This is a genomic window from Enterobacter sp. P82 (assembly GCF_037053385.1).
Lineage (GTDB): Bacteria > Pseudomonadota > Gammaproteobacteria > Enterobacterales > Enterobacteriaceae > Enterobacter.
In genome coordinates this window covers 678,718-704,581 of record NZ_JBALHX010000001.1, presented here as the reverse complement: position 1 = coordinate 704,581, position 25,864 = coordinate 678,718, and the positions used below count along the sequence as shown (strand labels likewise).

22 protein-coding genes are annotated in these 25,864 nt (G+C 52.7%); 4 read left to right on the top strand and 18 right to left on the bottom strand.

Going from position 1 to position 25,864, the window contains the following annotated elements; all coding sequences use genetic code 11:
- Positions 1-9: 9 nt before the first annotated feature.
- The 7 genes from tap to WB237_RS03225 all read right to left on the bottom strand — a co-directional run bounded on the left by tap (position 10) and on the right by WB237_RS03225 (position 8,639).
- Positions 10-1,611 (bottom strand): methyl-accepting chemotaxis protein IV, encoded by a 1,602-nt coding sequence (tap, locus tag WB237_RS03255; protein ID WP_336210250.1) that lies wholly within the window; start codon positions 1,609-1,611, stop codon positions 10-12.
- A 44-nt stretch (positions 1,612-1,655) separates the two neighbouring features.
- Positions 1,656-3,323, bottom strand: coding sequence for a methyl-accepting chemotaxis protein II (gene tar / locus WB237_RS03250; protein WP_129323365.1), 1,668 nt, complete (start codon positions 3,321-3,323; stop codon positions 1,656-1,658).
- A gap of 84 nt (positions 3,324-3,407) precedes the next feature.
- Entirely contained in the window at positions 3,408-4,373 is a 966-nt protein-coding gene (locus WB237_RS03245; RefSeq protein ID WP_336210244.1) for a Csu type fimbrial protein, read from the bottom strand.
- Entirely contained in the window at positions 4,370-6,754 is a 2,385-nt protein-coding gene (locus WB237_RS03240) for a fimbria/pilus outer membrane usher protein (RefSeq protein WP_336210241.1), read from the bottom strand. The genes WB237_RS03245 and WB237_RS03240 overlap by 4 nt, the downstream gene beginning before the upstream one ends.
- The gene (locus WB237_RS03235; RefSeq protein ID WP_336210239.1) at positions 6,730-7,488 is read right to left on the bottom strand and encodes a fimbrial biogenesis chaperone; all 759 of its coding nucleotides are present in this window, start codon (positions 7,486-7,488) and stop codon (positions 6,730-6,732) included. Before WB237_RS03235 ends, WB237_RS03240 begins: the two co-directional genes overlap by 25 nt.
- A 16-nt stretch (positions 7,489-7,504) precedes the next feature.
- Positions 7,505-8,053 (bottom strand): Csu type fimbrial protein, encoded by a 549-nt coding sequence (locus WB237_RS03230; RefSeq protein WP_336210236.1) that lies wholly within the window; start codon positions 8,051-8,053, stop codon positions 7,505-7,507.
- Positions 8,054-8,066: 13 nt separating this feature from the next.
- Positions 8,067-8,639 carry a Csu type fimbrial protein gene (locus WB237_RS03225; RefSeq protein WP_336210233.1) on the bottom strand — a complete coding sequence of 191 codons (573 nt, stop codon included), beginning with the start codon at positions 8,637-8,639 and terminating at the stop codon, positions 8,067-8,069.
- A gap of 427 nt (positions 8,640-9,066) precedes the next feature.
- Here WB237_RS03225 and WB237_RS03220 point away from each other — a divergent pair, with 427 nt between their 5' ends.
- Entirely contained in the window at positions 9,067-10,326 is a 1,260-nt protein-coding gene (locus WB237_RS03220) for a dicarboxylate/amino acid:cation symporter (RefSeq protein ID WP_336210230.1), read from the top strand.
- Between the two features lie 104 nt (positions 10,327-10,430).
- Here WB237_RS03220 and cheW read toward each other — a convergent pair whose 3' ends face one another.
- The 6 genes from cheW to flhD all read right to left on the bottom strand — a co-directional run bounded on the left by cheW (position 10,431) and on the right by flhD (position 15,857).
- Positions 10,431-10,934, bottom strand: coding sequence for a chemotaxis protein CheW (cheW, locus tag WB237_RS03215; protein ID WP_008500420.1), 504 nt, complete (start codon positions 10,932-10,934; stop codon positions 10,431-10,433).
- Positions 10,935-10,953: 19 nt separating this feature from the next.
- Complete coding sequence (gene cheA / locus WB237_RS03210; RefSeq protein WP_336210226.1) at positions 10,954-12,984, bottom strand: chemotaxis protein CheA; 2,031 nt, start codon at positions 12,982-12,984, stop codon at positions 10,954-10,956.
- A gap of 4 nt (positions 12,985-12,988) precedes the next feature.
- Positions 12,989-13,918 carry a flagellar motor protein MotB gene (motB, locus tag WB237_RS03205; RefSeq protein ID WP_008500418.1) on the bottom strand — a complete coding sequence of 310 codons (930 nt, stop codon included), beginning with the start codon at positions 13,916-13,918 and terminating at the stop codon, positions 12,989-12,991.
- Positions 13,915-14,802, bottom strand: a complete 888-nt coding sequence (motA, locus tag WB237_RS03200; RefSeq protein ID WP_008500417.1) for a flagellar motor stator protein MotA — start codon at positions 14,800-14,802, stop codon at positions 13,915-13,917. Before motA ends, motB begins: the two co-directional genes overlap by 4 nt.
- Before the next feature lie 123 nt (positions 14,803-14,925).
- Positions 14,926-15,504 carry a flagellar transcriptional regulator FlhC gene (gene flhC / locus WB237_RS03195; protein WP_336210216.1) on the bottom strand — a complete coding sequence of 193 codons (579 nt, stop codon included), beginning with the start codon at positions 15,502-15,504 and terminating at the stop codon, positions 14,926-14,928.
- 2 nt (positions 15,505-15,506) lie between these two features.
- Positions 15,507-15,857, bottom strand: coding sequence for a flagellar transcriptional regulator FlhD (flhD, locus tag WB237_RS03190; protein WP_023312264.1), 351 nt, complete (start codon positions 15,855-15,857; stop codon positions 15,507-15,509).
- 795 nt (positions 15,858-16,652) lie between these two features.
- Here flhD and uspC point away from each other — a divergent pair.
- Positions 16,653-17,081 (top strand): universal stress protein UspC, encoded by a 429-nt coding sequence (gene uspC, locus WB237_RS03185; protein ID WP_336210212.1) that lies wholly within the window; start codon positions 16,653-16,655, stop codon positions 17,079-17,081.
- Between the two features lie 15 nt (positions 17,082-17,096).
- On the opposite strand, the gene otsA is transcribed toward uspC, so the two are convergent.
- From otsA to araF, 5 genes are all read right to left on the bottom strand, one after another.
- The gene (gene otsA / locus WB237_RS03180) at positions 17,097-18,521 is read right to left on the bottom strand and encodes an alpha,alpha-trehalose-phosphate synthase (RefSeq protein ID WP_336210209.1); all 1,425 of its coding nucleotides are present in this window, start codon (positions 18,519-18,521) and stop codon (positions 17,097-17,099) included.
- On the bottom strand, positions 18,496-19,299 hold the full coding sequence (gene otsB / locus WB237_RS03175) for a trehalose-phosphatase (protein WP_336210207.1): 804 nt from the start codon (positions 19,297-19,299) through the stop codon (positions 18,496-18,498). The genes otsA and otsB overlap by 26 nt, the downstream gene beginning before the upstream one ends.
- Positions 19,300-19,475: 176 nt before the next feature.
- On the bottom strand, positions 19,476-20,456 hold the full coding sequence (gene araH, locus WB237_RS03170) for an L-arabinose ABC transporter permease AraH (protein ID WP_032666953.1): 981 nt from the start codon (positions 20,454-20,456) through the stop codon (positions 19,476-19,478).
- 14 nt (positions 20,457-20,470) lie between these two features.
- The gene (gene araG / locus WB237_RS03165) at positions 20,471-21,985 is read right to left on the bottom strand and encodes an L-arabinose ABC transporter ATP-binding protein AraG (protein WP_336210204.1); all 1,515 of its coding nucleotides are present in this window, start codon (positions 21,983-21,985) and stop codon (positions 20,471-20,473) included.
- A 70-nt stretch (positions 21,986-22,055) separates the two neighbouring features.
- On the bottom strand, positions 22,056-23,045 hold the full coding sequence (araF, locus tag WB237_RS03160) for an arabinose ABC transporter substrate-binding protein AraF (RefSeq protein ID WP_008500409.1): 990 nt from the start codon (positions 23,043-23,045) through the stop codon (positions 22,056-22,058).
- A 790-nt stretch (positions 23,046-23,835) separates the two neighbouring features.
- On the opposite strand from araF, the gene WB237_RS03155 reads away from it, so the two are divergent.
- Positions 23,836-24,339 (top strand): non-heme ferritin-like protein, encoded by a 504-nt coding sequence (locus WB237_RS03155; RefSeq protein WP_336210201.1) that lies wholly within the window; start codon positions 23,836-23,838, stop codon positions 24,337-24,339.
- A gap of 157 nt (positions 24,340-24,496) precedes the next feature.
- On the top strand, positions 24,497-25,840 hold the full coding sequence (locus WB237_RS03150) for an anaerobic C4-dicarboxylate transporter (RefSeq protein WP_028018596.1): 1,344 nt from the start codon (positions 24,497-24,499) through the stop codon (positions 25,838-25,840).
- Positions 25,841-25,864: the final 24 nt, after the last annotated feature.

Sequence of the window (25,864 nt, the reverse complement as noted above, 5' to 3'; positions counted from 1 at the left end):
TAATTACATTCAGGATACAACTGGCACGGCCTGCGACCGCCCGACTTCTGTTACTGCTTCAACGTGCTCTTTCACATTAAATACCGCGACCAGTCCGGTGAGATGATCCGCCTGGCTGGCCAGCTGATCGGTTGCCGCTGCCGCTTCCTCAACTAACGAGGCGTTCTGTTGCGTGACCTGATCCATCTGACTGACTGCCTGAGCAACCTGCTCAATCCCGCGACGCTGTTCGTCCGACGCCGAGGCAATTTCGCCCATGATGTCGTTCACCCGCGTGACAGAGGTGACGATCTCGTGCATGGTTTGTGCCGCCGTATCGACCAGCGTCGAGCCCTGCTGGACGCGTGAAACCGACTCTTCAATCAGCACCTTAATCTCTTTCGCCGCGTTGGCACTACGGCTTGCCAGGTTACGCACTTCACCCGCCACTACCGCAAAACCACGACCCTGTTCACCGGCGCGCGCCGCTTCGACAGCGGCATTGAGCGCCAGAATGTTGGTCTGGAACGCGATACCGTCAATCACGCTGATGATGTCACCAATTTTCTGCGAACTGGTGGCAATCTCCTGCATGGTGCTCGCAACATGAGACGCCTGATCCCCACCCTTTTTCGCCGTCATTGCTGCCTGTTTCGACAGGTCAGACGCCTGACGCGCGTTATCGGCGTTCTGACTTACCGTCGCAGTCAGTTGCTCCATACTGGCTGCCGTCTGCGCCAGCGAGGCCGCCTGCTGCTCGGTACGGGACGAGAGATCGTTATTGCCTGCCGCAATCTCTGAAATCCCGGTGTGCATGGCATAACTGCCCTGACGCACATCGGATACCGTTTCCCGCAGCGATCCCTGCATCGCCTTCAGGCTGGCAAAGATCGCCGAAATTTCGTTCTTGCCATAAACCGCCACCGGACGCGCCAGATTACCCTTCGCAATACTGTCAAAGTGGCTGCTGATAATCGCCAGCGGCTGCACAATCATTTTGCGCGACCAGATCAGTGCCCCGCCGGTCAGCAGCGCCGCCAGAATCACCACCACGGCAAAAATCACGCCGGACATGTGGTAGCTCATTCGACTGTCTTCCCCTGCGCGTTTAACAAACTGGTTAATATCCTGCTGCCACGCGTTAAAGCTGCCATCAAACGCCGCCTGAGACGCCTGAACCGGTGCGGTCATAAAATCTGACAGCTGGTTGTTCTCAAGCCAGGTTGCCTGGTGGTCCAGATCGCTGTACCACTGTTCAAAGTTCTTTTTCATGGCAGCCTTTAGCGTTTTCTCTTTCTCGCTAACGGCTTCCTGCGCCGTAAAGGCTTTAAACTGCCCGTCTGCCTGTTTCAGACTGTCACGCGCGGTCGCCATCAACGCTTTGATGTCATCCGGCGGATAACTCAGCGCGGTTAAGGTTCCTGCCTTGTTCAGCGCAGTGCTTGCCTGCAACAGCACGGCACGCGTTTGTGCCAGTGTGGAGCGCTGCTGATTACTCGCCTCAACTTCCTGCAAATTCTGATAGCCATCGCGAAACGCCCAAAAAGACAACCCGTTACTGCCAACCTGCAACACACCGCAAAGGATCAGAATCAAAAACAGTGTGGTCGAGATACGAATACGATTTAACATCCACGCTCCCATCAAGCGGCAAGCAGCCGCGGTTTAATTGTCAGTCAAAATGTTTCCCAGTTTTCATCTTGTCCGGTCGTCGCAGCACGGGTACGGGTTGCCGCTGATTCTGCAGCGGGCACACGATAGGTGGCTTGCGGGGTGACCGTGTTTCCAGCGAGTGAAGCGAGACGAAACGCCGAGACGGCCATCTTCAGACGGCTCGCCTGGTCTTCCAGGGCAGCGGCCGCCGCAGCGGACTCCTGCACCAGCGCGGCGTTTTGTTGTGTCACGCGATCCATTTCCGATACCGCCAGAGCAACCTGGTCGATACCACGACTCTGCTCGTCAGATGCAGAGGCGATTTCACCCATGATGTCCGTTACGCGAGTAACAGCATTCACGATGTCATTCATGGTTTCCCCGGCACTTTCTACCAGCACGGAGCCGGTATCCACGCGGGAAACGGAATCTTCAATCAACGCTTTGATCTCTTTCGCCGCATTGGCACTCCGACTGGCGAGGTTACGCACTTCACCCGCGACCACGGCAAACCCACGCCCCTGCTCGCCCGCACGTGCCGCTTCCACGGCGGCGTTCAGCGCAAGGATGTTAGTCTGGAAAGCAATGCCATCGATGACGCTAATGATGTCGGCGATTTTCTTCGAGCTGTCGGCAATTTCGTGCATGGTTTTCACCACGCCATCCACCACGCGACCACCACGTTGCGCCGTCTCAGAGGCACTTTCAGCCAGTTGAGAGGCCTGACGGGCGTTATCGGCGTTCTGCTTCACGGTCGCAGTAAGTTGTTCCATGCTGGCGGCCGTCTCTTCCAGGGCGGATGCCTGCTCTTCAGTACGGGAAGAGAGATCGTTATTACCCAGCGCAATTTCGCTGGTGCCGGTATAGATAGCCTCTGACCCGTTTCGCACGTTGGCGACGGTTTCAATTAATGAACGCTGCATATGGTCGACGCTGTTGGCCAGTTCGGTGATCTCATTGCGCCCGGTTACGGTCAGCGTTTTGGTCAGGTCACCACCGGCAATTTCACGGATATGACCAATGACGCGACCAAGAGGATTAAGCAGGATATGGCGAATGCCATACCATACCGCGACCAGCACAATAACCAGCGCCAGTGCCATTACGGCCATCTGCCATTTCGCAAAGCGATAGTCATTCTGGCTTTCGGTAAAGGCCGAGTGATACAGATCGCTACTGACCTTTGCATATTCCCCCAGCGCCGCACCGAGTGCGTTTTGCATCCCTTGCGTTGGCTGTGCGAAATAGGCGTCCATGTTGCCGCTCTCCAGGAACTGAATCAGTTCCGTCAGACCGGCATTGTAGGCGTTGTATTTTTCGTCAATGTTCTGGCTCACCTGCTCCATGGCAGGTTGCGGGGTGATCTTTTTGAAGGCGTCGTAATGTTTTGCGGCGTCAGCGAGAGTAGCACGGGCATTTTTTAACAGATCAGTTTTCGCGCTGCTCTGCTGATTATTCGGATCCATCATCATGCGCGCGGACGAGCGGCTCAGGTTGATACGCGTTTGCAGCATCAGATCCCACGTCGACGTGAGTTCACTCTGCTGCAGGCGGAGATCGTTCGAGGCCGCGAAACTGTCCTGGTTCTGTTTTAATGACGAGAAAAAAAGCCCGCCGGAGATGAGCTGAAGAAGTGCGAAAATGACCAGCACCATCATAAGCATTGTGACAACGCGGATACGGTTCAACATACAACACCTTCTCATAGATTTATTAACGGTGTTATCGGCACTGCCCACAGGAACTTTACATTTGAGAAAGGGAAAAGCGTGGGGTTAAAACGCCACGTCGACAATCAGCGTATCGGTGTAGGTTCCGGCGGGGGGCGTGGCCTGATTTGTCAGGACTTTCGCGGTGTAGTTGTAGGTGCGCAGTAAACCATCGGTACTGACCTGGGACGATACCGCGCTGGACCAGCGCTCGCTGCCGCTTCCTCCCCAACGGTTACTGGTGGCTTCTTTATAGATGTCGTAGCTCATAAAGTTGCTGCCATTCGCCATGCGCCGCACATTGTTCAGCGCGTTAGCACCGTTATTGATGCCGATGGTATACGTACTTCCTTTGGTACAGGTGACGGCAATCGCCTGCGATACAGTGGGGAAACTTTGTACCAGCGGCGCGCTGTTAAAGTTCACGTCAGGCGTGGTCATCGCGCTGCAGTCATTAGTGACGGTCATATCCAACGTGATGCTGGTTCCTTTCGTTCCGGTTTGCAGTCCCGATAAACACGCGTTGAGCACGCCCACCGAGCAGACTCTATAGGTGATATCGAAGTTTAGCGTCACCTGATAAGGACCAGCGGTCACATTTTGTCCCGGGACCGTCCGGAAATAGAGAGGGATATTGTATTGTTTGCCGCCGATCAGATTTAACAAGGTACTGCTGTCCCAGGTATAGGTTTTACTGGTTTGCACTTCGCTGTTGTTAGCGCAGCCCGACTGCCCGCACAGGCGCGTCGGGATCACATCCGTAATGGCCGCGTTGTCGGTACGCTTCATGGTCGCACGACCATTTGCCGAAACGGTCGCTGAGACAAAGTTCAGCGTGATGGTGTCCCCGGTCAGCAAGTTCACCAGCGCATCACAGTCTACGACCAGCGTACCGGTGGTTGCCACTTCGCCAGAACCACTCAGCGCGAATGAGGTCACACTCCCAAAAGCGGCGTTGACCGTGCTGACCCGACAGTCAGCCCAAGTACCGCTGGTTGCCAGCAGCAGAAGCAGGAATAGCAGGCGCCTCACCGTCCCTCCCGACAAACCAGAGGACCGTAGGTTTGCAGTTTGTGTTGCGGATTGGCACCCACCGTCAGCGTGACCGAGCAGTGCTTTCCGTCAGGGGTAATAACGTCAAGTGGGTTCACATCACTGAGATTTTCCAGCCAGGCGATCCCGTCATATCCCACTACCGCATTACTACGCGAAGCTCGTCGAACCTGGCTTCCCACCGGAATCGCCTCTCCCTGCGCATCATGCAGAATAACGCTCGCCACCCGCTCCTGTTCCATCGGGAAATCGACCAGGTAGCCGCTATGGCGACGGATCGCAACCCGGCGTTCGGTCTCTTTCAGCCGGGTATCCGCAGGCAAATTCAGCGTATCAATCCGGTAACTAGCCGGGTAATACGCCGACACCCCGCTCACCAGCAGATAGCCGTTGTTATTGGTTTTACCGACGGGCTGGTTCTCGTAGCTGACGGGCACATCCGGATGACCGTCGGTACTGATGACCACAAACGCATCGTTGATTTTGTTGGCCGCAAACAACTCTCCGTCCATCAGAACAATCGCCCCCATCGCCTCACCCCACCATGTCATGGTCTCCTTTTCACCATAACCGCCTCCCTGCAGCTCAATGTTGTTATTGCGCCAGCCCAGCGTTCCTTGCTGATAGTCACTGGCTTTCGACTGGTTAGCCCATGCCATGTTCCAGCTAAACCCACCGTCGGAAGGCATCGAGTGGTTATAGTTGATGCGCTGCGTGCTGCCCGCATCCGGGGTGTTTTCGAAAGTGACGGCGGCACTGTCACGCGCCCCCAGCGGCACCTGCAGCGACAGCGCCACCGTCCAGTCTCCCCTTTGCTGGTCCCGACTTGCTGCCAGATAAATACTGCTCGCGCCCCACAGGTTGCGGCTCCAGGAGAGATTGAGCAGTTCGGTTTTTTGACTGTCGAAACTCTCTACGCCGATCCAGGCTGCGCCAATATTGCCGTACTGCCCCAGATTAAAGGTGAGAGAATACTGATCCGTATTGCGACTAAAACTGGCGATGGGTTTGTCATTTTCGTCATAGACCGTCGGCTGATCATAAAGGGCCAGATTGCCAAAGCCGCGATCGCGCCGCGTGTGCTGGGTTGCCACGCTAAACTCGCTGGTGCTGTACTGGTAACCCCAGTTGATTTGCCCGCCCGTGTCACCGCGCATGCGGCTATGCGAGTAAGAGGTATTCACCACACCAAACTGGCCGAGTTTTATCACCGTCCCTGCCCCGCCCAGAGCCAGCTCTTGCGCCCCTTCTGCATGCCCCTCCAGCGTGAGCCAGTCCGTCAAACCATAGCGATATGAGCCACTGCCTGCGGCAGGACCGTAGTCAAAATTCCTGATGCCATAATTACGCCGCAGGCTGCCCAGCGTCACAGCCCCGTCGCTCAGGCCTTGTTTTAACAAATCACTGGTGACATAAAACGGTAGCGTGGTACTCACCTGACGCCCCAGTGCATCGGTGGTGACCAGCACCGCATCCCCTGCACCGTTGATATAGGGCAGATTAGTCAGCGTAAATGGCCCCGGCTGGAGCTGAGTGGAGCCGGAACGATAGCCATTGATAAAGAGATCAACCGAGGTGGGAACTGCGGCTTCTCCCGAAAATTCTGGCAATGGCCATGTCACCAGATCCGGACGCAAGGAGAAATCCCTTCCGAAACTTATCCCGCCCATGCGCACGCTGGTACTCCAGCTCAGAGCGTCGCTGATCACATCCCCGACACTCCAGGAAATTGCATCATCCTCATTGGTGAACAGCAGCGTGGTGTCATAGCGGACATACCCTTCCTGCTGATCATTATTCCCGGCGAAATTTTCCCGGGCGTAACCGGTAGAAGAAAACGAGCCGTTCTCGTTAAAGTAGCGGAATTCATGCCAGAGCGACGCCTGACCACCGAAGTGTTCCGTGTGGTTGGTGTAGAGATCATAATTAAGCAGTGCCCCGCGCCCGAAGTGCGGTTTGCTCTGCGCCGTTTGTGTACTGAACGGCGTCACACGGGTCGTGACCCAGTCGCGGGGAACGGTCAGCAACAGCCGTTGCGCAGCGCTGTCATACTCCGCCCGAACCTGAGAAAGCGAGGAGAGATTAACCTCTCCGGTTGGCACATGCTCAGGGGGAAGTCCTGCACGTAGCAAATCGGCGCTGGAGATAAAGAAAGCGCCTTTACGTTGCGTTACAGGCACCACCAGACCGGTATCGTAGTGGTTCAACACGAGGTCAAGCTGGAAGACGGCCTCATCATTGATCGCCTGTGCCTGAGGAGGCGGCGGTAAACTGTCGTCGCCGGGTTCAGCCCAGGAAGTGGTGCTGACGCAAAGCAGTATCATCATCGCCGGTTTCAGTTGACGGGCGTCGACTGCCATTGTGCGTCCCTGGCATTAATTTGCGCACTCATCCGGTCTGGCTGGCGAACCCCGGCGGGTATTGGCCAACTGCGGGTGCTGCCGGGGAGAACGTAACCCAGTAATCCATCCACTACCGTGTGTTTCCGACCTCCCTGCTCCAGCACCACCTGGCTCAGCCTGACATGAACATCACCCCGATTTCTGACCTCCAGCGCAGGCTGCCCCTCTGCGCGCGTCACCCGCCAGCTCAGGTTTTGGGTTTCCGCCAGCGCGTGATGCGCGCCTTCTTTGATGGTCGGGATCCCCTGTCCATACACAAACAAAGGGATGGAGTAGCGCATCTGCAATTTGAGGCCGATGGCGGGTTCGGCTTTAGTATCAGGCTGGGGGATTTCATCTACGATAATGCGGTAAGCCTGTTCGACGCCAGCGGGAACAGAAGCCTGTTTGATAAGACGAATAAGCTGCTTGCTACCAGTACCAATCGTGACGATGGGCGGGCTGGCGACCACGTCCTGCTGCGAGGTATAACGCTCGTGTCCGTCCTCCTGCTTCCAGCGCACGATGCGGACCTGCATCGTCGTGGCGCTGTTTCCCTGATTTTGGATCCACAGTTCCGTGGCGTTGGCATCCGCTGAAAGCCATGGATCAATGGGCCATAGCAGAATGGTGGCTGCCGCCTGCGCCTGGCCGGTTACCGCAGCCATACCCAACACGCCAGCCAGACATACCGGTCTGAAAAATGGCTTCATCAACACTCTCCCTTTATTACCATGACAAGGTCACGGTGAGCTGATCGGAATACGTTCCTGCCGGGCTAACCCCGCTCAGTAGCGCCACACCAAATAGCGGCAGCGCGATGTTATTGCTGTTGGTATACGTCACCGGTATGGCCTGGTTGACCCCAATTTCACTGTTTGCTGCCAGTGAACTGCTGCTGTATAGCCGGTATCCCACCATTTCCGTTCCACCTGAGCGTTTCATACGGCGAACAGATGAGTAATTCTGACCACCATTAATGCTCATGCTCAGCGCGACACCCGGTGTGCAGGCAATTGACAAGGCGCCGTTGGGTACAAAACTGGTGCTGACCTGCGCGCTTTCCACTCCAGTATGGGTGCTAAAATCCAGCGTGCCGAGAAGCCCTCCACTCCCCGTGGCCACCGCGCATCCGGGTACAATGGTCGCGCTGACCTTAAATGACTGCGATGTCACCGCACCCGCTATGGGTACCATCAGCAACCCGAAGGTCAGCGCGATAAAAAGTTGCACATATCCCTCTGCGCGTCTGCGCAGACTTATACAGGATGCGTTCATGGCGATGCAGGTACTAATAGGTAACGCTGACGTTTATCGTATCGGTGTAGGTTCCCGGAACGACCGTCACGCTGTTACCGCCGCCGGTAATGCGCCCGTAGAGGGTGTAACTGTCTACCCCTCCTGCTGTGGACGCGATCGGCAACGCGGTGTTATTGGTAATCTCGGTGTTGAATCCGCTGTCAGTGTAGAGGCTGTAAGCAACACCCTGCGCCGCGTTGGAGGTATTAATCAGATAGCGAGCAGGCGTCCCCGGCGTACCTACAACGGTACCCGGTGCAGTGGAGTTAGTATTACCGGTAATCGCCACCGAATAGCTGGCCGTCGTGCATTGAATAGTGAAGGTGTTGCCGCCGCTGGCGCCGGTCAACTGCGTGGTCAGAGTGGAAAATGTGGCGGGATGGGTACCGAAATCCAGTGTCCCGAAATTAATGCCATTTTGCGTGGGTGAGCCATTTATCAGACAACCGTTTGTCAGCGTCAGCGTCGCACCGACAGTACCACTGCTGGTGACGGCCAGTGCCTGATGGGCTGTTGTCGCAACCAGTAAAGTGCCTGTGCAGATCAAAAGGAGTTTTCTGTTCATTTACCACCCTCCAGAAGACGTCTTCGTTCCCTCGCAACATTTTATTTTGTTGTTCAAGATGTTAGCCCCGCTTAGTGTTCCTCTGGGGGGTTACTGAGAATTTAGTTTATGGTTATCGCTTCTACCACCTGCGCCATAACACATAAGCCAGATGTCTTATTGACGAAATTTTTTCCAACATAACAATCAGTTAAATTCAAACCATCAGAGATTTTATTTTTCCCGGAGAGAATATATCCGTCATAATGTGATCTCGATCACGATATATCGTCAGCGAGTTAACAACAAAATTAATAAAACTTAAAAAGGAGTTGTATCCCCCCCCGCTTTGCGTCAATTTATGTGCCGAATAATTTCCGGCGGCGTATTAAAAAATTTATATATATCGACGCGGGCTACATCTAAAGCGCATAGAGGGTCTTTTTTCGTGGCAAGTGCAAACAAACTCACACTCTTCATCGTGATTTTCATGCTGGCGGGTATTCTTTCAGGGGCAGCAATTCATGAGTACGCATCTGCGGATGCTATCAAAGCCTGGTCGGATAACATTACCCTTCTGACCGATATCTTCCTTCGCCTGATCAAAATGGTGATTGCACCTTTGGTCTTCAGCACGTTAACCGTCGGTATCATGAAACTGGGCGAAACCTCCACCATTGGCCGCGTTGGCGGCAAAGCGATGGTGTGGTTTATCAGTTCATCCGTGCTGTCTATTCTGGTGGGGCTGTTTATCGTCACACTTGAACATCCGGGAAGCGGTTTAAACCTGACGATCCCAACCGAGGCGGTCGATACCGGTCTGGCTGTTGGGGGCATGACACTGAAAGCCTTCCTGTCGCACACCATTCCAACCAGTATCGCTGGGGCGATGTCGAACAATGAGATCCTGCAGATTGTGGTGTTCTCAATGTTCTTTGGCATTGGCGGCGCGTCGCTGGGACAGAAATTCAATGCACCTCTGGTAGCTGCGCTGGATGTGGTTTCCCATATCATGTTGAAGGTGACGGGTTACGTGATGTACGTTGCACCACTGGCCATTTTCGCGGCGATTTCATCCGTTATTGCCACTCAGGGTCTGGGTATTCTGCTGAACTATGCGTCCTTTATTGGCGGATACTATGTGGCGATCCTTCTCACCTGTATGGTGCTGCTGGCCGTAGGTTACATGGTGTTGAAAAAAGAGGTGTTTCGCCTGGTCAGTATGCTGAAAGACCCGGTACTGGTGGCGTTTACCACCAGCAGCTCTGAAGCGGCCTATCCAAAAACGCTGGAACAGCTGGAGCGTTTTGGTTGCTCGCGCAACATCGCCTCTTTCGTGCTGCCGATTGGCTACTCCTTCAACCTGGTGGGTTCGATGGTGTACTGCTCTTTCGCCTCGATGTTTATCGCCCAGGCGTACAACATTCACCTGAGCTTCTCTGAAGTGACGGTATTGATGCTGACCCTGATGCTTGCTTCAAAAGGGATTGCGGGCGTACCGCGTTCATCGCTGGTCGTTCTGGCGGCAACCATTCCAAGCTTCAATATTCCGGTGGCCGGTATTCTGCTGCTGATGGGGATTGATCACTTCCTGGATATGGGTCGTTCTGCGATTAACGTTCTGGGGAATGGTATCGCGACCGCGATGCTGTCGCAGAATGAAGGGGCGCGGGAAGCGGAAGCTGAGCTGGTAAAGCAGGAAGCGTAAGGTGAAAAAAAGGGTGAGGCTTGATGCCCTCACCCCAGCCCTCTCCCACAGGGAGAGGGTGCAAACACAAAAAACGGCAACCTGGGTTGCCGTTTTGCATTTACCTACGCTACGTGACTCGCGGCGATATCCAGCAGAGCCATCTCATCGCTGTTCAGCAGCTTCTCAATGTTCACCAGAATCAGCATTCGCTCGCCGAGCGCGCCCAGACCGGTCAGGTATTCCGTAGACAGCGTGACCGCAAACTCCGGAGCAGGACGGATTTGGTCAGAGGTCAGGGAAAGCACATCAGACACACCATCCACCACAATGCCCACAACGCGCTGCCCCAGGTTCAGAACAATCACCACGGTGTTGTCGTTGTAGTCAACGTCGCCCTGGCTGAACTTCACGCGCAGGTCAACGATTGGCACAATCACACCACGCAGGTTGGTGACACCTTTAATAAAAGCAGGCGTGTTAGCGATGCGGGTAACCTGGTCGTAACCACGGATTTCCTGCACTTTCAGAATGTCGATACCGTACTCTTCGTCACCTAAAGTGAAAACCAGGAATTCCTGCCCTGATGGCTCGCCCGCCAGTTTCGTTACATTACTCATACCGGTCATGTTATTACCTTCTACTTAATCAGGCGGCTGTGTACGCCACACGTTGTTCACGATTTAATCCCTGAAGCGCCGATACGTCGACGATCAGCGCCACGCTACCATCACCCAGAATGGTGGCGGCAGAAATACCCGGCACTTTGCGGTAGTTGCTTTCGAGGTTCTTCACAACAACCTGGTGCTGACCAATCAGCTGATCAACCAGCAGCGCGTAGCGACGGCCTGCACTTTGCAGGATCACAACGATACCCTGCGTGGCCTCTGTCTTCGCCCCGTCCACTTCAAACACTTTCCACAGTTCCACCAGCGGCAGATACTCACCGCGCACTTCGAGAACACGCTCGCCACCCGCCAGCGGATGCAGATCTTCCTCACGCGGCTGCAGCGATTCCATCACGGCATTCAGCGGCAGAATAAAGACTTCGTCTGCCACTTTGACTGACATACCGTCCAGAATTGCCAGCGTCAACGGCAGCAGGATGCGAATGGTGGTGCCAGAGCCCTGCTTAGACTGGATCTCAACGTGACCGCCCATCTCCTGGATGTTACGTTTCACCACGTCCATGCCCACACCGCGCCCGGAAACGTCGGTAACTTGTTCCGCTGTCGAGAAGCCTGGCGCAAAGATCAACATGCCCACTTCTTCGTCGGTCATGTTTTCATTGACCGCCATCCCCTGCGAAATCGCTTTTGCCAGGATGCGCTCACGGTTAAGGCCCGCACCGTCATCGGTCACTTCGATGCAGATGTTCCCACCCTGATGCTCTGCAGAGAGAATCAGGTTTCCGACAGGAGATTTCCCGGCGGCAATACGGTTTTCAGGCAACTCAATACCATGGTCGAGACTGTTACGCACCAGGTGCGTTAACGGGTCAATGATGCGCTCGATCAGGCTCTTATCGAGTTCTGTTGAGCTGCCCATCAGGGTCAGTTCAATCTGTTTATTCAGTTTACTGGCAAGGTCGCGAACCAGACGCGGGAAGCGGCTGAAGACGTATTCCATCGGCATCATACGGATGGACATGACCGATTCCTGCAGATCGCGGGCATTACGCTGTAATTGCCCCATGCTGGTGATCAGATCGCCGTGCGTCACCGGGTCCAGTTCGTTTGAACGTTGTGCCAGCATTGACTGAGTGATGACCAGTTCGCCCACCAGGTTAATCAGCTGGTCAACCTTCTCAACGGCAACACGGATGCTGGTGGATTCACTGGAACGCGCAGCCGGTTTTTCACCACGGCCTGGAGCCGCAGCCTCTTTTGGCACGGCTTTCAGCGCCGGAGCCGCAGGCACAACAGCCAGAGCTGCAGCCTGAGCAACAACAGCGACCTCTTCTTCTTCTGCTGGGGTTTCGACAACGGCGGTTTCGGTTTCGAAGGCAATCTGATCGGCTTCAATAACGAAGCACAGCACCGCCACGATATCGTCCTGGCCAATACCGTCATCAAGTGTCGCAGCAAGGCTGTCTTTGCCTTTTACTACGTTGCTTAACTTCGCCAGGTTACCCAGCTCTTCTTCCAGCAGGTTAACTTCATTTTCTTTGAGGCGTGACAGCACAACGCGCAGTTTTCCCGCTTGTGCAACGGCTGGCGTGGCCTCTTCAGCAGCATCGACAACGCTCAGTTTTGCGGCCGGAACAACGGCTGCGGCAACCTCACCTTTTGCTTCCAGCGCGAGCTGGCGCAGCGCATTGCAGATGTATTCAAAGCTGGCGGCATCAGGCTCTGCCGAGCTTTTATAGGCGTCGAGCTGTTCCTGCATAATATCTTTGGTTTCCAAAAACAGGTTGATAATATCGGTATTGAGCTGCATCTCACCGCGTCGTGCTTCATCAAGCAGGTTTTCCATCAAATGGGTCGTTTCCTGCAGGATGGTAAATCCAAACGTTCCGGCTCCGCCTTTAATGGAGTGCGCCGCACGGAAGATGGCATTGAGCTGCTCAGAGTCCGGTGCTTCAGGCACCAAATCGAGCAAATGTTGCTCCATATCGGCCAACAACTCGTCGGCTTCATCAAAGAATGTCTGGTAAAAATCGCTAATATCCATGCTCACGCTATCACCTCGGATTGGCTGGTGGCGATGTTGGAACGGCAGCCGAAGGAACGGCCCCAGGCTGTTTTAAATCGTCCAGTGACTCATTCTGACTTTCGGCGTTTTCATGCAGGATGGCCTGCTCCGCCTGCTGGTTCAGCACTAAAAGACTGATACGACGGTTGATGGCGTCATCCGGCCCGCGGTCAGAGACACGCATGGTTGCTGCCATGCCGACCACGCGCAGTACCTTGCCATCATCAAGCCCACCGGCCACCAGCTCGCGACGCGAGGCGTTGGCACGATCGGCAGAAAGCTCCCAGTTGCTGTATCCCTTCTCTCCACTGGCATACGGGAAATCATCCGTGTGTCCTGACAGGCTGATTCGGTTAGGAATGCCGTTCAGCACCGGCGCAATAGCACGCAAAATATCGCGCATGTACGGCTCAACTTCCGCACTCCCGGTCTTAAACATTGGGCGGTTCTGGCTATCAATAATCTGGATACGTAACCCTTCCTGTACCAGATCGATTTTCAGATGCGGACGCAGCGCGCGCAGTTTTGGATCTGCTTCAATCAGCTGATCGAGATCGCCACGCAGTTTCTTCAGGCGCGCCTGTTCCATCTTTCTCTTCAGCTCGTCGATGTTCGGCTCTTTTTTCACCTCACCCTTCTGCTGGGTGTAATCATCGCCACCGCCCGGGATCGGGCTTTCGCTGTTAGAGATACGCGGTCCGCCAGCCACCGCCGTTGCCAGCGGCGTGCGGAAATATTCAGCAATCTGGATCAGTTCTTTCGGGCTGGAGATGGAGATCAGCCACATCACCAGAAAGAACGCCATCATTGCAGTCATAAAGTCGGCGTACGCAATTTTCCACGAGCCGTGTGCACCATGCCCACCACCCTTATGCTTGCGTTTTTTTACGATGACGATCGGATGGGACTGGTTTTTCATGCGTCCTCAGTTGTCGTCTGTTGGTTTGGGTTTTTCACCGCACGCACGTGTTCTTCAAGCTCGATAAACGACGGACGCTCGCTGGAGTAAAGCGTTTTACGGCCAAATTCAACCGCGATCGGTGGCGCATAACCGTTGAGGTTAGAGAGCAGCGTGATCTTCACGCACTGCATCATTTTAGTGGTTTCCGCGCTCTTCTGGCGCAGGACGCTTGCCAGCGGAGAGATGAAACCATACGCCAGCAAAATACCGAGGAAGGTACCCACCATCGCATGGGCAATCAGTGCGCCCAGCTCAGCGGCAGGACGATCCGCCGAGGCCAGGGCGTGAACAACACCCATTACCGCCGCGACGATACCAAACGCCGGAAGGGAGTCACCCACCAGCGCCAGGCTGTTGGCCGGCACTTCGGATTCACTTTCGTGGGTTTCGATCTCTTCGTCCATCAGCGCTTCAATTTCGAAGGTGTTCATATTGCCGCTGATGATGAGTCGCAGGTAGTCGACGATGAAATCCAGCATCATGGCGTCGGCAAGAATGCGCGGATAGCTGGCAAAAATTTCACTCTCTTTCGGGTTTTCAATATCGCGTTCAAGAGAGAACATCCCCTGTTGACGTGACTTCGCCATCAGGCGATAGAGCAGCGCCAGCAGGTCCATATACATGCTTTTGGTGTATTTCGAGCGACGAAACAGCAATGGAATCGCTTTCAGCGTGCCCTTGATCGATTTACCGTTGTTACCAACGATAAAAGCCCCTACCCCTGCGCCGCCGATGATAATAAGTTCAGCCGGTTGATAGAGTGCTCCAAGGTGCCCGCCGGTCATCATGTAACCGCCGAAAACTGTACCGAGAACTACCAGGTAACCTAATAAGATAAGCACGACATCATCCTTCCGCTAGTGACTATGGCAAGGACGTTCAGTTCGCAGCGTTTACCGTTTGCGGGGTAAAAAAAAGCAGCGGTAATTGCTTACCGCTGCTGGAATCTTGCCCACACGTTCGGGTTAAACAGCTTGTTCGATCTGTTCATCCAGCAGTTGTGGAATAATATCGGCAGCATCCTGGGAAAGTTTACGTCTTTTTACTGCACGGGATGGAGGCTGACATAAACTACAGGCGAAGCTGCCTGCAGGCTGATGAGCATGGGTAATAAAATTGCCATCGCAGCAATTGCAGCGCGACAGTTCAAGCATTCCGCTTTCAACAAAACGCACCAGCGTCCATGCGCGGGTCAGCGCCAGCAGTGGACCATCTTCCTGCTGTGGGCATTGTTCAAGGTAAAGTTTGTATGCTTTGATCACAGCGTCAACGCCGCTACACAAACCGGTTTTGAGAAGATACTGCCAGGCATTACAGAACATGGAAGCGTGAATATTCTGCTCCCACGTCATAAACCAGTCGGTAGAAAACGGCAGCATGCCTTTCGGCGGGGGACTACCACGTAACTCTTTGTACAGTTTGATAAGACGACCACGGCTCAACTGAGTCTCGCTTTCCAGCATTTGTAAACGAGCACCCAGTGTAATCAGCTCCATGGCCAACTGTATGTCACGCGCTTCCTGAACAATGCTTTTTTCGCTCATTGCTAGGCCCTTTTCTTACGGGCTGCGTCATCAGGCTGGCTGATTTCGTTAAGCAAGCGAGTGGAGAGAAGAATACCGGTATGGATCTGTTGAAGATCGTCAACACGGGATTCCTGCGTCAGACGCGTTATTGTCTGCGAATCATCGAAACGGAACTGGCAAACCAGTTGATTCGTTTCAGCCAGTTTAACCATCTGCGGGAGGGTTAAGCCCCCCAGCATGGTTGCCATTTCTTCGTTAATACCCAGACGAAACATCGCGGACGCCTTGTCCTGACTAATCAAACGCTGCGCGAGCAGTAAATACGACAAATTGATGTCATAGATATGTTTTAGCAACTCGGATGTATGCATTGTTCCCATCCCGAATAACCAACTATTATTTTTATGCGGAAAGACCGCACCCCGTGATGTCGCCGGGAAATCACCCGGTATAAAAAGAAAAGGCCAAATGCATAGTTGAATTTAGGTTTGTATTCATTTGATACACGCAAGAGCAGAAACGCCGTTGCGTCTCTTACATGTTTTATCATTTCTTACAAATAACTAAGATTTTTCCTAATTCGACGCAAACTCTACTCGTCAGTTTTGATACATACAATGCAGCCTTCCTCAAATTTAAAAAAAATGTGATCCGCGTCACATAATTTAAGTGAATATCACCCATAAATCCATCAGTATGACTTGTAATTTGCTCAAATATTGAACAATCAGTACTGTTTTGTATTCTTAATTGACGAATACTCATGCAAAAGGGTGATCCATACTGGCATACAACATGCTTTTCGTGCCGTAAGCGGCGCGCGGAAACATTCACATCAATCTCATCTCTGAGAAACATTTTTCTTACCGTGAAAAAACATATAGTTATGCAGGTAGAACAAAAAAACTGTTTCAGCTCGTAATCATTCGAAATGGTTTTGTAACGTGGCAAAATGGTTTAACAACGAAAGCGGCCATTTGTGTGATTTACGTTAAGTTGTTAATTTTTTTCATTTAGACGCATTTTTCAGTTATTCTTCTTATAAGAATAATTAATGAATAATTATGATAAGCTTCACACTAATGTCGTATTCAGCTCTTGCAGAACCCGGCAATTCGCGGTAATGGTGAGTAGACGCAGTCTGTCAGACATCTAAGGAGTGCACCATGAGTTACTCCCATCTTCTTGTTTCTGTTGCAGTTTCACCCGAGAGTCATCAACTTGTCGCCCGGGCAGTTTCCATTGCCAGACCCCATAATGCCCGCATCAGCCTCATCACTCTCGCGGCCGAACCCGAAATGTATAACCAGCTGGCAGCCCCTATGCTTGAAGATATTCGGGAGGTACTTCAGGAAGAAACACAGCAATTTCTGCGGGAGCTGGCTGAAAAGGCACAATATCCTGTTTACGAAACCGTTATTGCAACGGGGGAACTTAATGCACATATTCTCGACATGTGTCGTAAACAGAATATTGATTTAGTGATATGTGGGAACCACAACCATAGCTTTTTATCGCGCGCTGCCTGTGCAGCGAAATCTATTGTCGCGTCAAGCCAGGTCGATGTGCTGTTAGTGCCTCTTGGGGGAGGTTAATCCCCCAGTTGAAAATCAGGCGAGTTTAGGAAATGTCGCGATCTTTTTTTGCAGATCACCTTCCCTGCTGTTCGGGGCAATATCACGTAAATCCCGAATAAATTGAGCTTGCCAGTGATTAATGTCGTTCTTGCTGATTGTCTCCATCATCTCAGCATGCCGGGAAATACGCTCCGTTAGCGGCATAGTCAGGGCGCGGTTCAGTGCATTAGCCACATCATCCCGATCGTAAGGATTCACGATAAGCGCTGAGGTGAGTTCATTTGCCGCCCCGGCAAATTGTGAGAGCACCAGTACACCAGGGTCGGCAGGATCCTGGGCCGCCACATACTCTTTCGCCACCAGGTTCATCCCGTCACGCAGCGGCGTGACCAGGCCAACATCCGCATAGCGGAAGACTTTCATCAGGATTTTACGGTCAAAGTGTTGATTAAGATAAAAGAGCGGTGTCCAGCCCAGTTGGCCGTAGCGGCCATTGATGCGCCCTGCTTCTGTCTCCAGTTGGTGCCGAATATCCTGGTAGGCCTGAACTTCACCGCGTGACGTTGGCGCTATCTGGGTATAACGGATTTTACCGTGGTGTTGAGGGTATTTATCCAGCAGCGTTTCATACGCCAGAAAACGTTCCGGTAACCCTTTGGAATAATCAAGACGCTCTACCGAGAAGATATTTTTAACATGCTTGAGTTCATTCTTAAGCTGGGCCAGCTTGGGTGGCAACGGGCCAGAGGCCTGCTCCGCAATCTCGTCGGGTTCAATCCCTATCGGATACACGTCGGTGTGGAATGTTTTCCCCCAGGCAGTATGCGTTTTCCCACCTTTGGTCACCAGCCGCGTTTTACCTGATACGGAATCCAGAAACGCAAGGCGATCATTTTCAGTCTGGAAGCCCAGTAAGTCGTAATCACATAGCGCCTCCAGCAACGCTTCATGGGGGGGTAACGCGGTAAAAATCTCCGGTGTCGGGAACGGGATATGCAGGAAAAAACCAATCCGGTTATTTACGCCCCTTTCCCGCAACTCTCTGGCGAAGGGGAGCAGATGATAATCGTGGATCCATAAAATATCGTCTTCTTCGATTAAAGGCAGCAGTTTATCCGCCAGCAGCGCGTTGACTCGCGTGTAGCCTTCGAAGGATTCACGCTGGAATTTAACCAGGTCAAGACGGTAGTGAAATGCAGGCCACAGGACGGCATTCGAGAACTGCGAGTAATACTCGTCATAGTCTTTCTCTTTTAACGCGAACGATGCCCACGTAATATTTCCGCGCGTCACTTTTTTGAGCGGTTTTTCGTCTTCACTAATTTCACCACTCCAGCCAAACCACAGCCCGCCAGCAGCTTTTAAGGCACCTAACACCCCTACCGCCAGGCCACCCGCGCTGACTTTTTTATCATCAGGCGGCGCGATTCGGTTAGAGACGACGACTAAGCGACCCATAATGGTTTCCCCCTTGGTTTTGCGCTATTTGTTGTTGTTGCTGGTTAGCGATGTCAGATATCCACTGCCAGACGCTGGCGACATCCGCCAGCCGCCATTGGGCAACAGTCTCGCCGGGTCCAACCTTAACGGAGATCCCTCTGGCCTGATTCACCACGCGGAACCCTGTCTCGTCGGTCAGGTCATCCCCAATGAAAACGGGTGTCCGGCCTTTGAAAGGCGGTGTCGCCATAAACGCGGTGATGGCCGCGCCTTTATTGATCCCTTGCGGTTTTAGCTCCACCACGCATTTACCCGGCTGTAACGCCAGTTGCGGATGCGCGTTCGCAATTTCTCTGGCAAGGGTAAGCACACGCTCTTCATATTGTGGAGCCTGGCGATAATGCAGAGCAAAGGCCATACCTTTGGCTTCCAGTTCTGTGCCCGGCAGTTCTGCCAGTGCAGCAGACAGTTGCTTCTGGAGCCATTGCGTGAGTGCATCGGGGAGTGAAACGATATGCGTTTGATCATGGATGTCGCGGCGCTCCGCTCCGTGTACACCGGCCAACGGAAAGTGGTAAGGACTGGCGAGCATATCCAGCTCGGCCATTGAGCGCCCTGATATCAATGCCAGTGCTCTCTCATTCATAAGCGAGAGCTGATGCAAATCCTGTAATACCGCATCCGGAATAGCCACCTGATCAGGGTGCGGTTTTATCCCGGCGAGCGTGCCGTCGAGATCAAAAAAGAAAGCATAGTGTCCGGACAGTACAGGCGGTGCGGTTAACAAGTCAGCCACCCTTTTCCTCCTTACGGTTTGCGAGAGGTAAACGCCTTTACCTCTTTCATAGCCATGTAAGTATAGACAGTGTGACGTGGCTCGCCATTTGACAACCGCCCCGCCAGTTTTACTGGCGAGGCGGTTAAGGGGTCAACTAAGGTTATAAGTTGAGCAATAAAAGACGGAAAAAAGCGTTATACGGTACGCTTCGCTTTTTGCTTGTAACGGTCGAAAATCACCGCTGCCAGCAGGATTAGACCACGGACCACGTACTGAGAGAACGGAGAAATATTCAGCAGGTTCATGGCGTTCTCTACCGTCCCTAAGATCAAGATACCGGCCACCACATATGAGATTTTTCCGATGCCGCCTTTAAGGGAAACGCCCCCTAAAACGCAGGCCGAAATGACGATCAGCTCATAACCGATAGAGGTCATGGGCTGGCCACTGGTCATGCGTGATGCCAGAATAATCCCCGCGGCAGCAGAAACCAGCCCCGAAAGCACAAAGATAATAATCTTGGTTCGCACGACTGGTACCCCAGCCAGACGCGCCGCTTCTTCATTGCCACCAATCGCCAGTGTATTACGGCCGAAGGTGGTCCGGTTGAGCAGAAAACCGAACAGGATCAGGCAGGCAACGGTCAGCCAGATAGGTGCAGGCAACCCCAACCAGTTGGCATAACCCAGTGTAAAGAAGCGCTCGTCTTCAATCCCCACCGCTTTACCGTCAGAAATAATATAGGCCAGGCCTCGGACAATTTGCATTGTGGCAAGCGTGGTGATCAGGGCGTTTATCTTCAGACGCGCAATGACAAAACCGTTGACCAGACCGCTGATGACGCCCAGTAACAGACCGGCCAGGACGCCGATCCACAGGCTTTCAGTCATGTTGATCACCACTGCGGTAGTCACACCCGCGCAGGCAATAACAGACGCCACCGACAGGTCAAAATCGCCGGAGGCCAGACAGAAGAGCATGCCGCAGGCCACCATCCCTGACATGGAAATGGCCAACCCCAGCCCTTTCATATTAATGAAGGTGGCAAAATTAGGAACAAAGATCGCACAGGCGAGGAACAGCGCGGCAAAGACCACCAGCATGCCGTACTGATCCCAGATGCGTCCAAAACTGAAAGCCGACTTCGGCACTCCGGATGTAGTAACAGAGGACATCATTAACTCCTTACTCAGGCGACAGCCTGGCTGACTTTAGGCATGGCGAGGTTCAACGCCTGTTGTTCATTCGCCTGTTCATGAAGTAATTCACCGGCAATTTCACCTTCACGCATCACGACAATGCGGTCGGCAACGCCAAGCACCTCCGGCAGATCGCTGGAGGCGAAGAGCACCGCCACGCCGCGTTTTGCCAGTTCATAGATCACGTTATAAATTTCGTGTTTTGCCCCCACATCAATACCGCGCGTTGGCTCATCTAATAAAATGACCTTCATGTCTTCCGACAGCCAGCGGCCTAAAATAGCCTTCTGCTGGTTTCCGCCGGAGAGATTCATGATCAGCTGTTCCGGGCCAGGCGTTTTGATATTCAGCGAACGAATATGGTGGTCGGCGTTGCTCGACTCCCAGCTATCGTTAATCAGGCAACCTGCGCGGATAAACTTACGGCGGGCGGAAATATTGATGTTATCGCGCACCGAATGAACAGGAATAATCCCCTCCGCTTTACGGTCTTCCGGGCAGAGCATCATCCCGGCCCTGATCGCGTGGGCCGGTTTCTGGATATCTACCCGCTCGCCATCAATAGAAACCTGACCTTCGGTAATCCGGGTGCCGCCGAATAACCCTTTCATCAACTCGCTGCGCCCTGCCCCCACCAGGCCAAACAGTCCGACGATTTCACCGCTGCGTACTGACAAGGAGATTGGCGAACGCACGCCTGGCGCTTTTACGCTATCCAGACGCAGGCGTTCAGGGCCATACTCGCGCGGCTGCCAGTGATAAATGTCACCCAACTCGCGGCCAACCATCGCCTGAACAAGCTGGTCATGGTTAACCTGTTGCATGTCGGTAAAGGTGCGCACATAGCGTCCGTCTTTAAAGACGGTAATGGCATCACTCAGGGCGAATATCTCTTCCATACGGTGCGAAACGTACAAAATGGTGCGGCCTTCCTGACGCAATTCGCGGATCACACGGAACAAATTTTCGATTTCACGCGCGGAGAGCGAACTGGTGGGTTCATCGAAGGCTATGATTCGGGCGTTACGCGCCAGCGCCTTAGCAATTTCAACCATCTGCCACTGACCAATAGAGAGATATTTCAGTGGCGTCTGAGGATCGACGTCCAGGCCAAGATGTTTAAGCTGCAGCCCCGCTTCATAATTAAGTAGCGAACGATTCACCACGCCGCTTTTATGCGGAAGCTGTCCTAAATAGATGTTTTCTGCCACGGTCATCTCAGGGATGAGGTGCAGTTCCTGATAAATAATGGCTACCCCGGCGTTGAGCGCCGCCGTGGTATCGGCAAACGCCACCTCGTCTCCGCGTATAGCCAGCGTGCCGGTCGTCGGCGTGTAGTTGCCGCTGAGGATTTTCAACAGCGTGGATTTTCCCGCGCCGTTTTCCCCCATCAGGGCATGAACCTGGCCGGCATAGCAGTCGAAACTGATATCGGTCAGCGCATTAACACCGGGGAAAGTTTTACCGATGCCGCGAAAAGAGAGATACGGCTCAGACTGTTGCATAACGTCTCCGTGATTCCAGTAGTGTGTACATCTGGCCCCTCACAGGAATGAGGGGCACAATCACAGCGTATTACTTACCGCCCAGTCCTTTTTTCGCCAGTTCCTCTTTGAAGTTGTCACGGGTGATCAACACCACGTCGGTCACTTCGGTAAATTTCGGCGGTTCAGCCCCTTTGGTTACCCAGTTGTAGAGCATCTCACTGGATTTGTAGCCGTGAACGTCCGGGCTTGGCAGCAGAGAGCCATAGAAGCCAGTGGCCTGCGCTTTGGACAGTTCGCTGACGGCGTCAACGCCGTTGATGCCAATCCCGATCACGTCAGGTGCTTTGAAGCCCTGACCTTCCGTCGCACGTACCCCGCCCAGCACGGTGTTGTCGTTCATCCCAACCACCAGCCAATGTTTCACTTCCGGATGCTGAACCAGCATAGAGTTCGCTGCGTCGAAAGCGCCCGGAATATCGTTGGATTTGGTTGGGACTTTATAGATCTGTTTTTCCGGGAACCCGGCTGCTTTCAGCGCGTCCATGGAACCGGTAGTACGACGACGTGCCGTGTCCAGTTCGTCCGCAGTAATGGCCATCACAGCGGTTTCTTTCACATCCCAGCCACGCTTTTGCATCTCTTTATAGAGTTCCTGGCCCTGACGCTCACCGATTTTGGTCGCCGCCATCATCACCAGAGGGACGCTGTCCATCGGTTTACCTTTGGCGTTAACGAACTGATCGTCTACCGCAATGACTTTCATGTCGTAACCACGCGCTTTCGCCGCAATCGCCGACCCCAGTTTTGGATCGGGTGTGCAGATAACGAAACCTTTCGCACCGCTGGCCGCCAGGCTGTCGATGGCATTCAGGGTTTTTTCACCGTCAGGCACGGCGATTTTAATCACTTCAAAACCTAAATCTTTTCCGGCTTTATCTGCGAATTTCCACTCAGTCTGGAACCAGGGCTCTTCGGGCTGTTTTACCAAAAAACCGAGTTTTAAATTCTCAGCGATAGCGGATTGTGACATAACGGCAGCCAGACCGATGGCCGCCAGCGCTTTAGTAAATTTGTGCATGGTAAACTCCAGCTTTAGCATTCTTTTCTGTAGGGAATATGTGCGCGCTTCTTATTTAATCGGACTTAAAACAAGGCATTAGCGCTTACCTCGTCATAAGCGTTATTGCTGGTGATAGTTTTAGCGGGAAATTAATCATCCATAAGAGAGCCCCATCACACCGCAGAATTACAGTAATTGCGTACATAAATTCAGCGAAAAATGACATAAAAAAGGCATGATTTGTCAGACAAATGAAAGAGGGCTAAGCAGAATTATCCATAAGATTAGCTAAGAAATCCCTGACACCGTCCGCCGGGCAAAATGGCAACCAACGTAAAAAAAGGATCAAACTGCGCTTCATCACAAATGAACAGGAACCACACAGGACGGTTATTCTGCAGAAATTGATTTAGCGCAATTTTTCCAGCGCATCATATATTAGCAATGAATAATCCGTATTTCATTTTTTCTCAGAGCATTATTCCAACTTAATATTTACGGAAGTATATTAGCACGCAAGAATTCGCAACAAACATTATTTATCAATGAGTTATATTATATTTATTTTGTGGCAATCTATTTGCAAATTTGTAGTATTTTAATTTTTGTAATGTATGGTAAACATAAGGTGTTTAGGAGTTTTCTTACCCCGGAGACAAGGGTATGCTTATTTATATCGAACACAGGAAGTGAATTTTCGGTCGATTTTAGTTACTGCGGAAATTGTATTTCTGCGAATTATTCGTCATTGCCCGACGCTCAGGTTAAGCAGTGGACATCACGTCCCACAGTCAATAAGGATATGAGTATGGCTACCCCAACGATGATGCAAAAACTGAATGCGCAGATGAACCTTGAGTTCTATGCGTCCAATCTGCACCTTCACTTAAGTGCGTGGTGTGCTGAGAACAGTCTTACGGGTTCAGCAACATTCTTCCGTACTCAGGCACAAAGTAACGTCACGCACATGATGCGCGTCTTTAACTTCATGAAGGCCGTTGGCGCCAATCCAGTCGTTAAAGCCCTTGATACCATTAACGATGACTACTCTTCCCTGGAAGAACTGTTCCAGAAAACGCTTGAAGAGTATGAACAACGTTGCGCCACACTCAGTAAACTGGCCGATGAAGCCAGAGCGCAGCAAGACACTACCACCCTTAAATTCTTACGCGACATGGACAAAGAACAGCAGCAGGACGGTATGCTACTGAAGATACTGGCGGATGAACTGCGCAATGCGCGACAGGCAGGGTTATGCCCGGAACAAACTGACCGTCACCTGCTCGACATTGTCACGGTGCAACATCACTGATCCCTTTTAACCTGCTCCCGCCCGGGGGCAGGATTTCCTTCTCACCGCCAACCTTCTGCTTTTGCTGAAATTTAACAAATCAGATCTTGCTCCCAATGATTATCCATACAACATGTAATGATTTATTTAATTACATAATCATTGACGAGGGAGCATCATGATCACCATTGAGTTTGTTGTCATTCTCCTCTGCTTGCTGACAGGTACACGTTTCGGCGGCATGGGGCTGGGGTTAATAAGCGGTATTGGTCTTTTTATTTTGTGTTTTGTTTTTGGGTTGCAACCTGGCAAGCCCCCGGTTGACGTCATGTTGACCATCCTCGCGGTGATTGGTTGCGCTGCTACTCTGCAGACCGCAGGCGGTCTCAATGTCATGATGCAATTTGCAGAGCGTCTGCTGCGTAAACACCCACAGCACATCACACTTCTCGCCCCCTTTACCACCTGGATGCTGACTTTTCTGTGTGGCACCGGACATGTGGTCTACACCATGTTCCCGATCATTGCAGATATCGCCCTGAAAAAAGGGATCCGTCCGGAACGTCCAATGGCGGTTGCATCCGTTGCCTCACAGATGGCGATTACGGCATCACCGGTTTCCGTTGCCGTTGTATCGCTGGTGTCCATCCTGGGCGCTCAGCATGGAATTGGCCATGCGTGGGGGATACTTGAAATACTTGCCGTGTCAGTTCCTGCTTCACTTTTCGGTGTTGCCATCGCTGCCCTGTGGAGTTTGCGACGCGGGAAAGATCTGGCCGACGACATGGATTTTCAGGAGAAGCTTAAAGATCCAAAGCAGCGCGAGTTTATCTATGGCGGAACAGAGACGTTAATGAATCAACGTTTTCCAAAACAAGCCTACTGGTCCACGTGGATTTTCTTTGCCGGTATTGCCGTAGTAGTTCTGCTGGGTGCATTCCCGGAATTGCGCCCCGCCTTTGAACTGAAAGGCAAAATGACGGCGCTGTCGATGAACCTTGTCATTCAGATGATGATGTTAATTGCAGGCGCCGTAATGCTGATGGCCTGCAAGGTCAATGCCTCTGCTATTTCTAACGGTGCGGTATTCAAAGCCGGAATGGTGGCGATCTTCTCGGTGTTCGGCGTGGCGTGGATGAGTGATACCTTTTTCCAGGCGCATCTTGACGAGTTAAAACTGGCGCTGGAAGGCGTTGTGAAAAGCCACCCGTGGACGTATGCCATTGTACTGTTTCTGGTGTCGAAGCTGGTGAACAGCCAGGCCGCAGCGCTAACGGCCGTTGCGCCCATGGGCCTGATGTTGGGTATTGAGCCGAAAATGCTGATCGCCTTTTTCCCGGCGTCATATGGGTATTTTGTCCTGCCAACCTACCCAAGTGATTTGGCCTGTATCGGTTTTGACCGTTCAGGAACGACCCGCATCGGCAAATTTATCATCAACCACAGCTTTATTCTGCCAGGGTTGATTGGCGTAAGTTGCGCGTGCGCGGCAAGCTACCTGCTGGTCCAGACGTTCTTCTGATGGCATTGAAGGGCGACAAAAACT

What these genes read in the sequence shown, in the direction of transcription:
- tap (WP_336210250.1), bottom strand. Translation starts at nt 1,611, where the DNA reads ATGTTAAATCGTATTCGTATCTCGACCACACTGTTTTTGATTCTGATC.
- tar (WP_129323365.1), bottom strand. Translation starts at nt 3,323, where the DNA reads ATGTTGAACCGTATCCGCGTTGTCACAATGCTTATGATGGTGCTGGTC.
- WB237_RS03240 (WP_336210241.1), bottom strand. Translation starts at nt 6,754, where the DNA reads ATGGCAGTCGACGCCCGTCAACTGAAACCGGCGATGATGATACTGCTT.
- WB237_RS03235 (WP_336210239.1), bottom strand. Translation starts at nt 7,488, where the DNA reads ATGAAGCCATTTTTCAGACCGGTATGTCTGGCTGGCGTGTTGGGTATG.
- WB237_RS03230 (WP_336210236.1), bottom strand. Translation starts at nt 8,053, where the DNA reads ATGAACGCATCCTGTATAAGTCTGCGCAGACGCGCAGAGGGATATGTG.
- WB237_RS03225 (WP_336210233.1), bottom strand. Translation starts at nt 8,639, where the DNA reads ATGAACAGAAAACTCCTTTTGATCTGCACAGGCACTTTACTGGTTGCG.
- cheW (WP_008500420.1), bottom strand. Translation starts at nt 10,934, where the DNA reads ATGACCGGTATGAGTAATGTAACGAAACTGGCGGGCGAGCCATCAGGG.
- motB (WP_008500418.1), bottom strand. Translation starts at nt 13,918, where the DNA reads ATGAAAAACCAGTCCCATCCGATCGTCATCGTAAAAAAACGCAAGCAT.
- flhC (WP_336210216.1), bottom strand. Translation starts at nt 15,504, where the DNA reads ATGAGCGAAAAAAGCATTGTTCAGGAAGCGCGTGACATACAGTTGGCC.
- flhD (WP_023312264.1), bottom strand. Translation starts at nt 15,857, where the DNA reads ATGCATACATCCGAGTTGCTAAAACATATCTATGACATCAATTTGTCG.
- uspC (WP_336210212.1), top strand. Translation starts at nt 16,653, where the DNA reads ATGAGTTACTCCCATCTTCTTGTTTCTGTTGCAGTTTCACCCGAGAGT.
- otsA (WP_336210209.1), bottom strand. Translation starts at nt 18,521, where the DNA reads ATGGGTCGCTTAGTCGTCGTCTCTAACCGAATCGCGCCGCCTGATGAT.
- araH (WP_032666953.1), bottom strand. Translation starts at nt 20,456, where the DNA reads ATGTCCTCTGTTACTACATCCGGAGTGCCGAAGTCGGCTTTCAGTTTT.
- araG (WP_336210204.1), bottom strand. Translation starts at nt 21,985, where the DNA reads ATGCAACAGTCTGAGCCGTATCTCTCTTTTCGCGGCATCGGTAAAACT.
- araF (WP_008500409.1), bottom strand. Translation starts at nt 23,045, where the DNA reads ATGCACAAATTTACTAAAGCGCTGGCGGCCATCGGTCTGGCTGCCGTT.
- WB237_RS03155 (WP_336210201.1), top strand. Translation starts at nt 23,836, where the DNA reads ATGGCTACCCCAACGATGATGCAAAAACTGAATGCGCAGATGAACCTT.
- WB237_RS03150 (WP_028018596.1), top strand. Translation starts at nt 24,497, where the DNA reads ATGATCACCATTGAGTTTGTTGTCATTCTCCTCTGCTTGCTGACAGGT.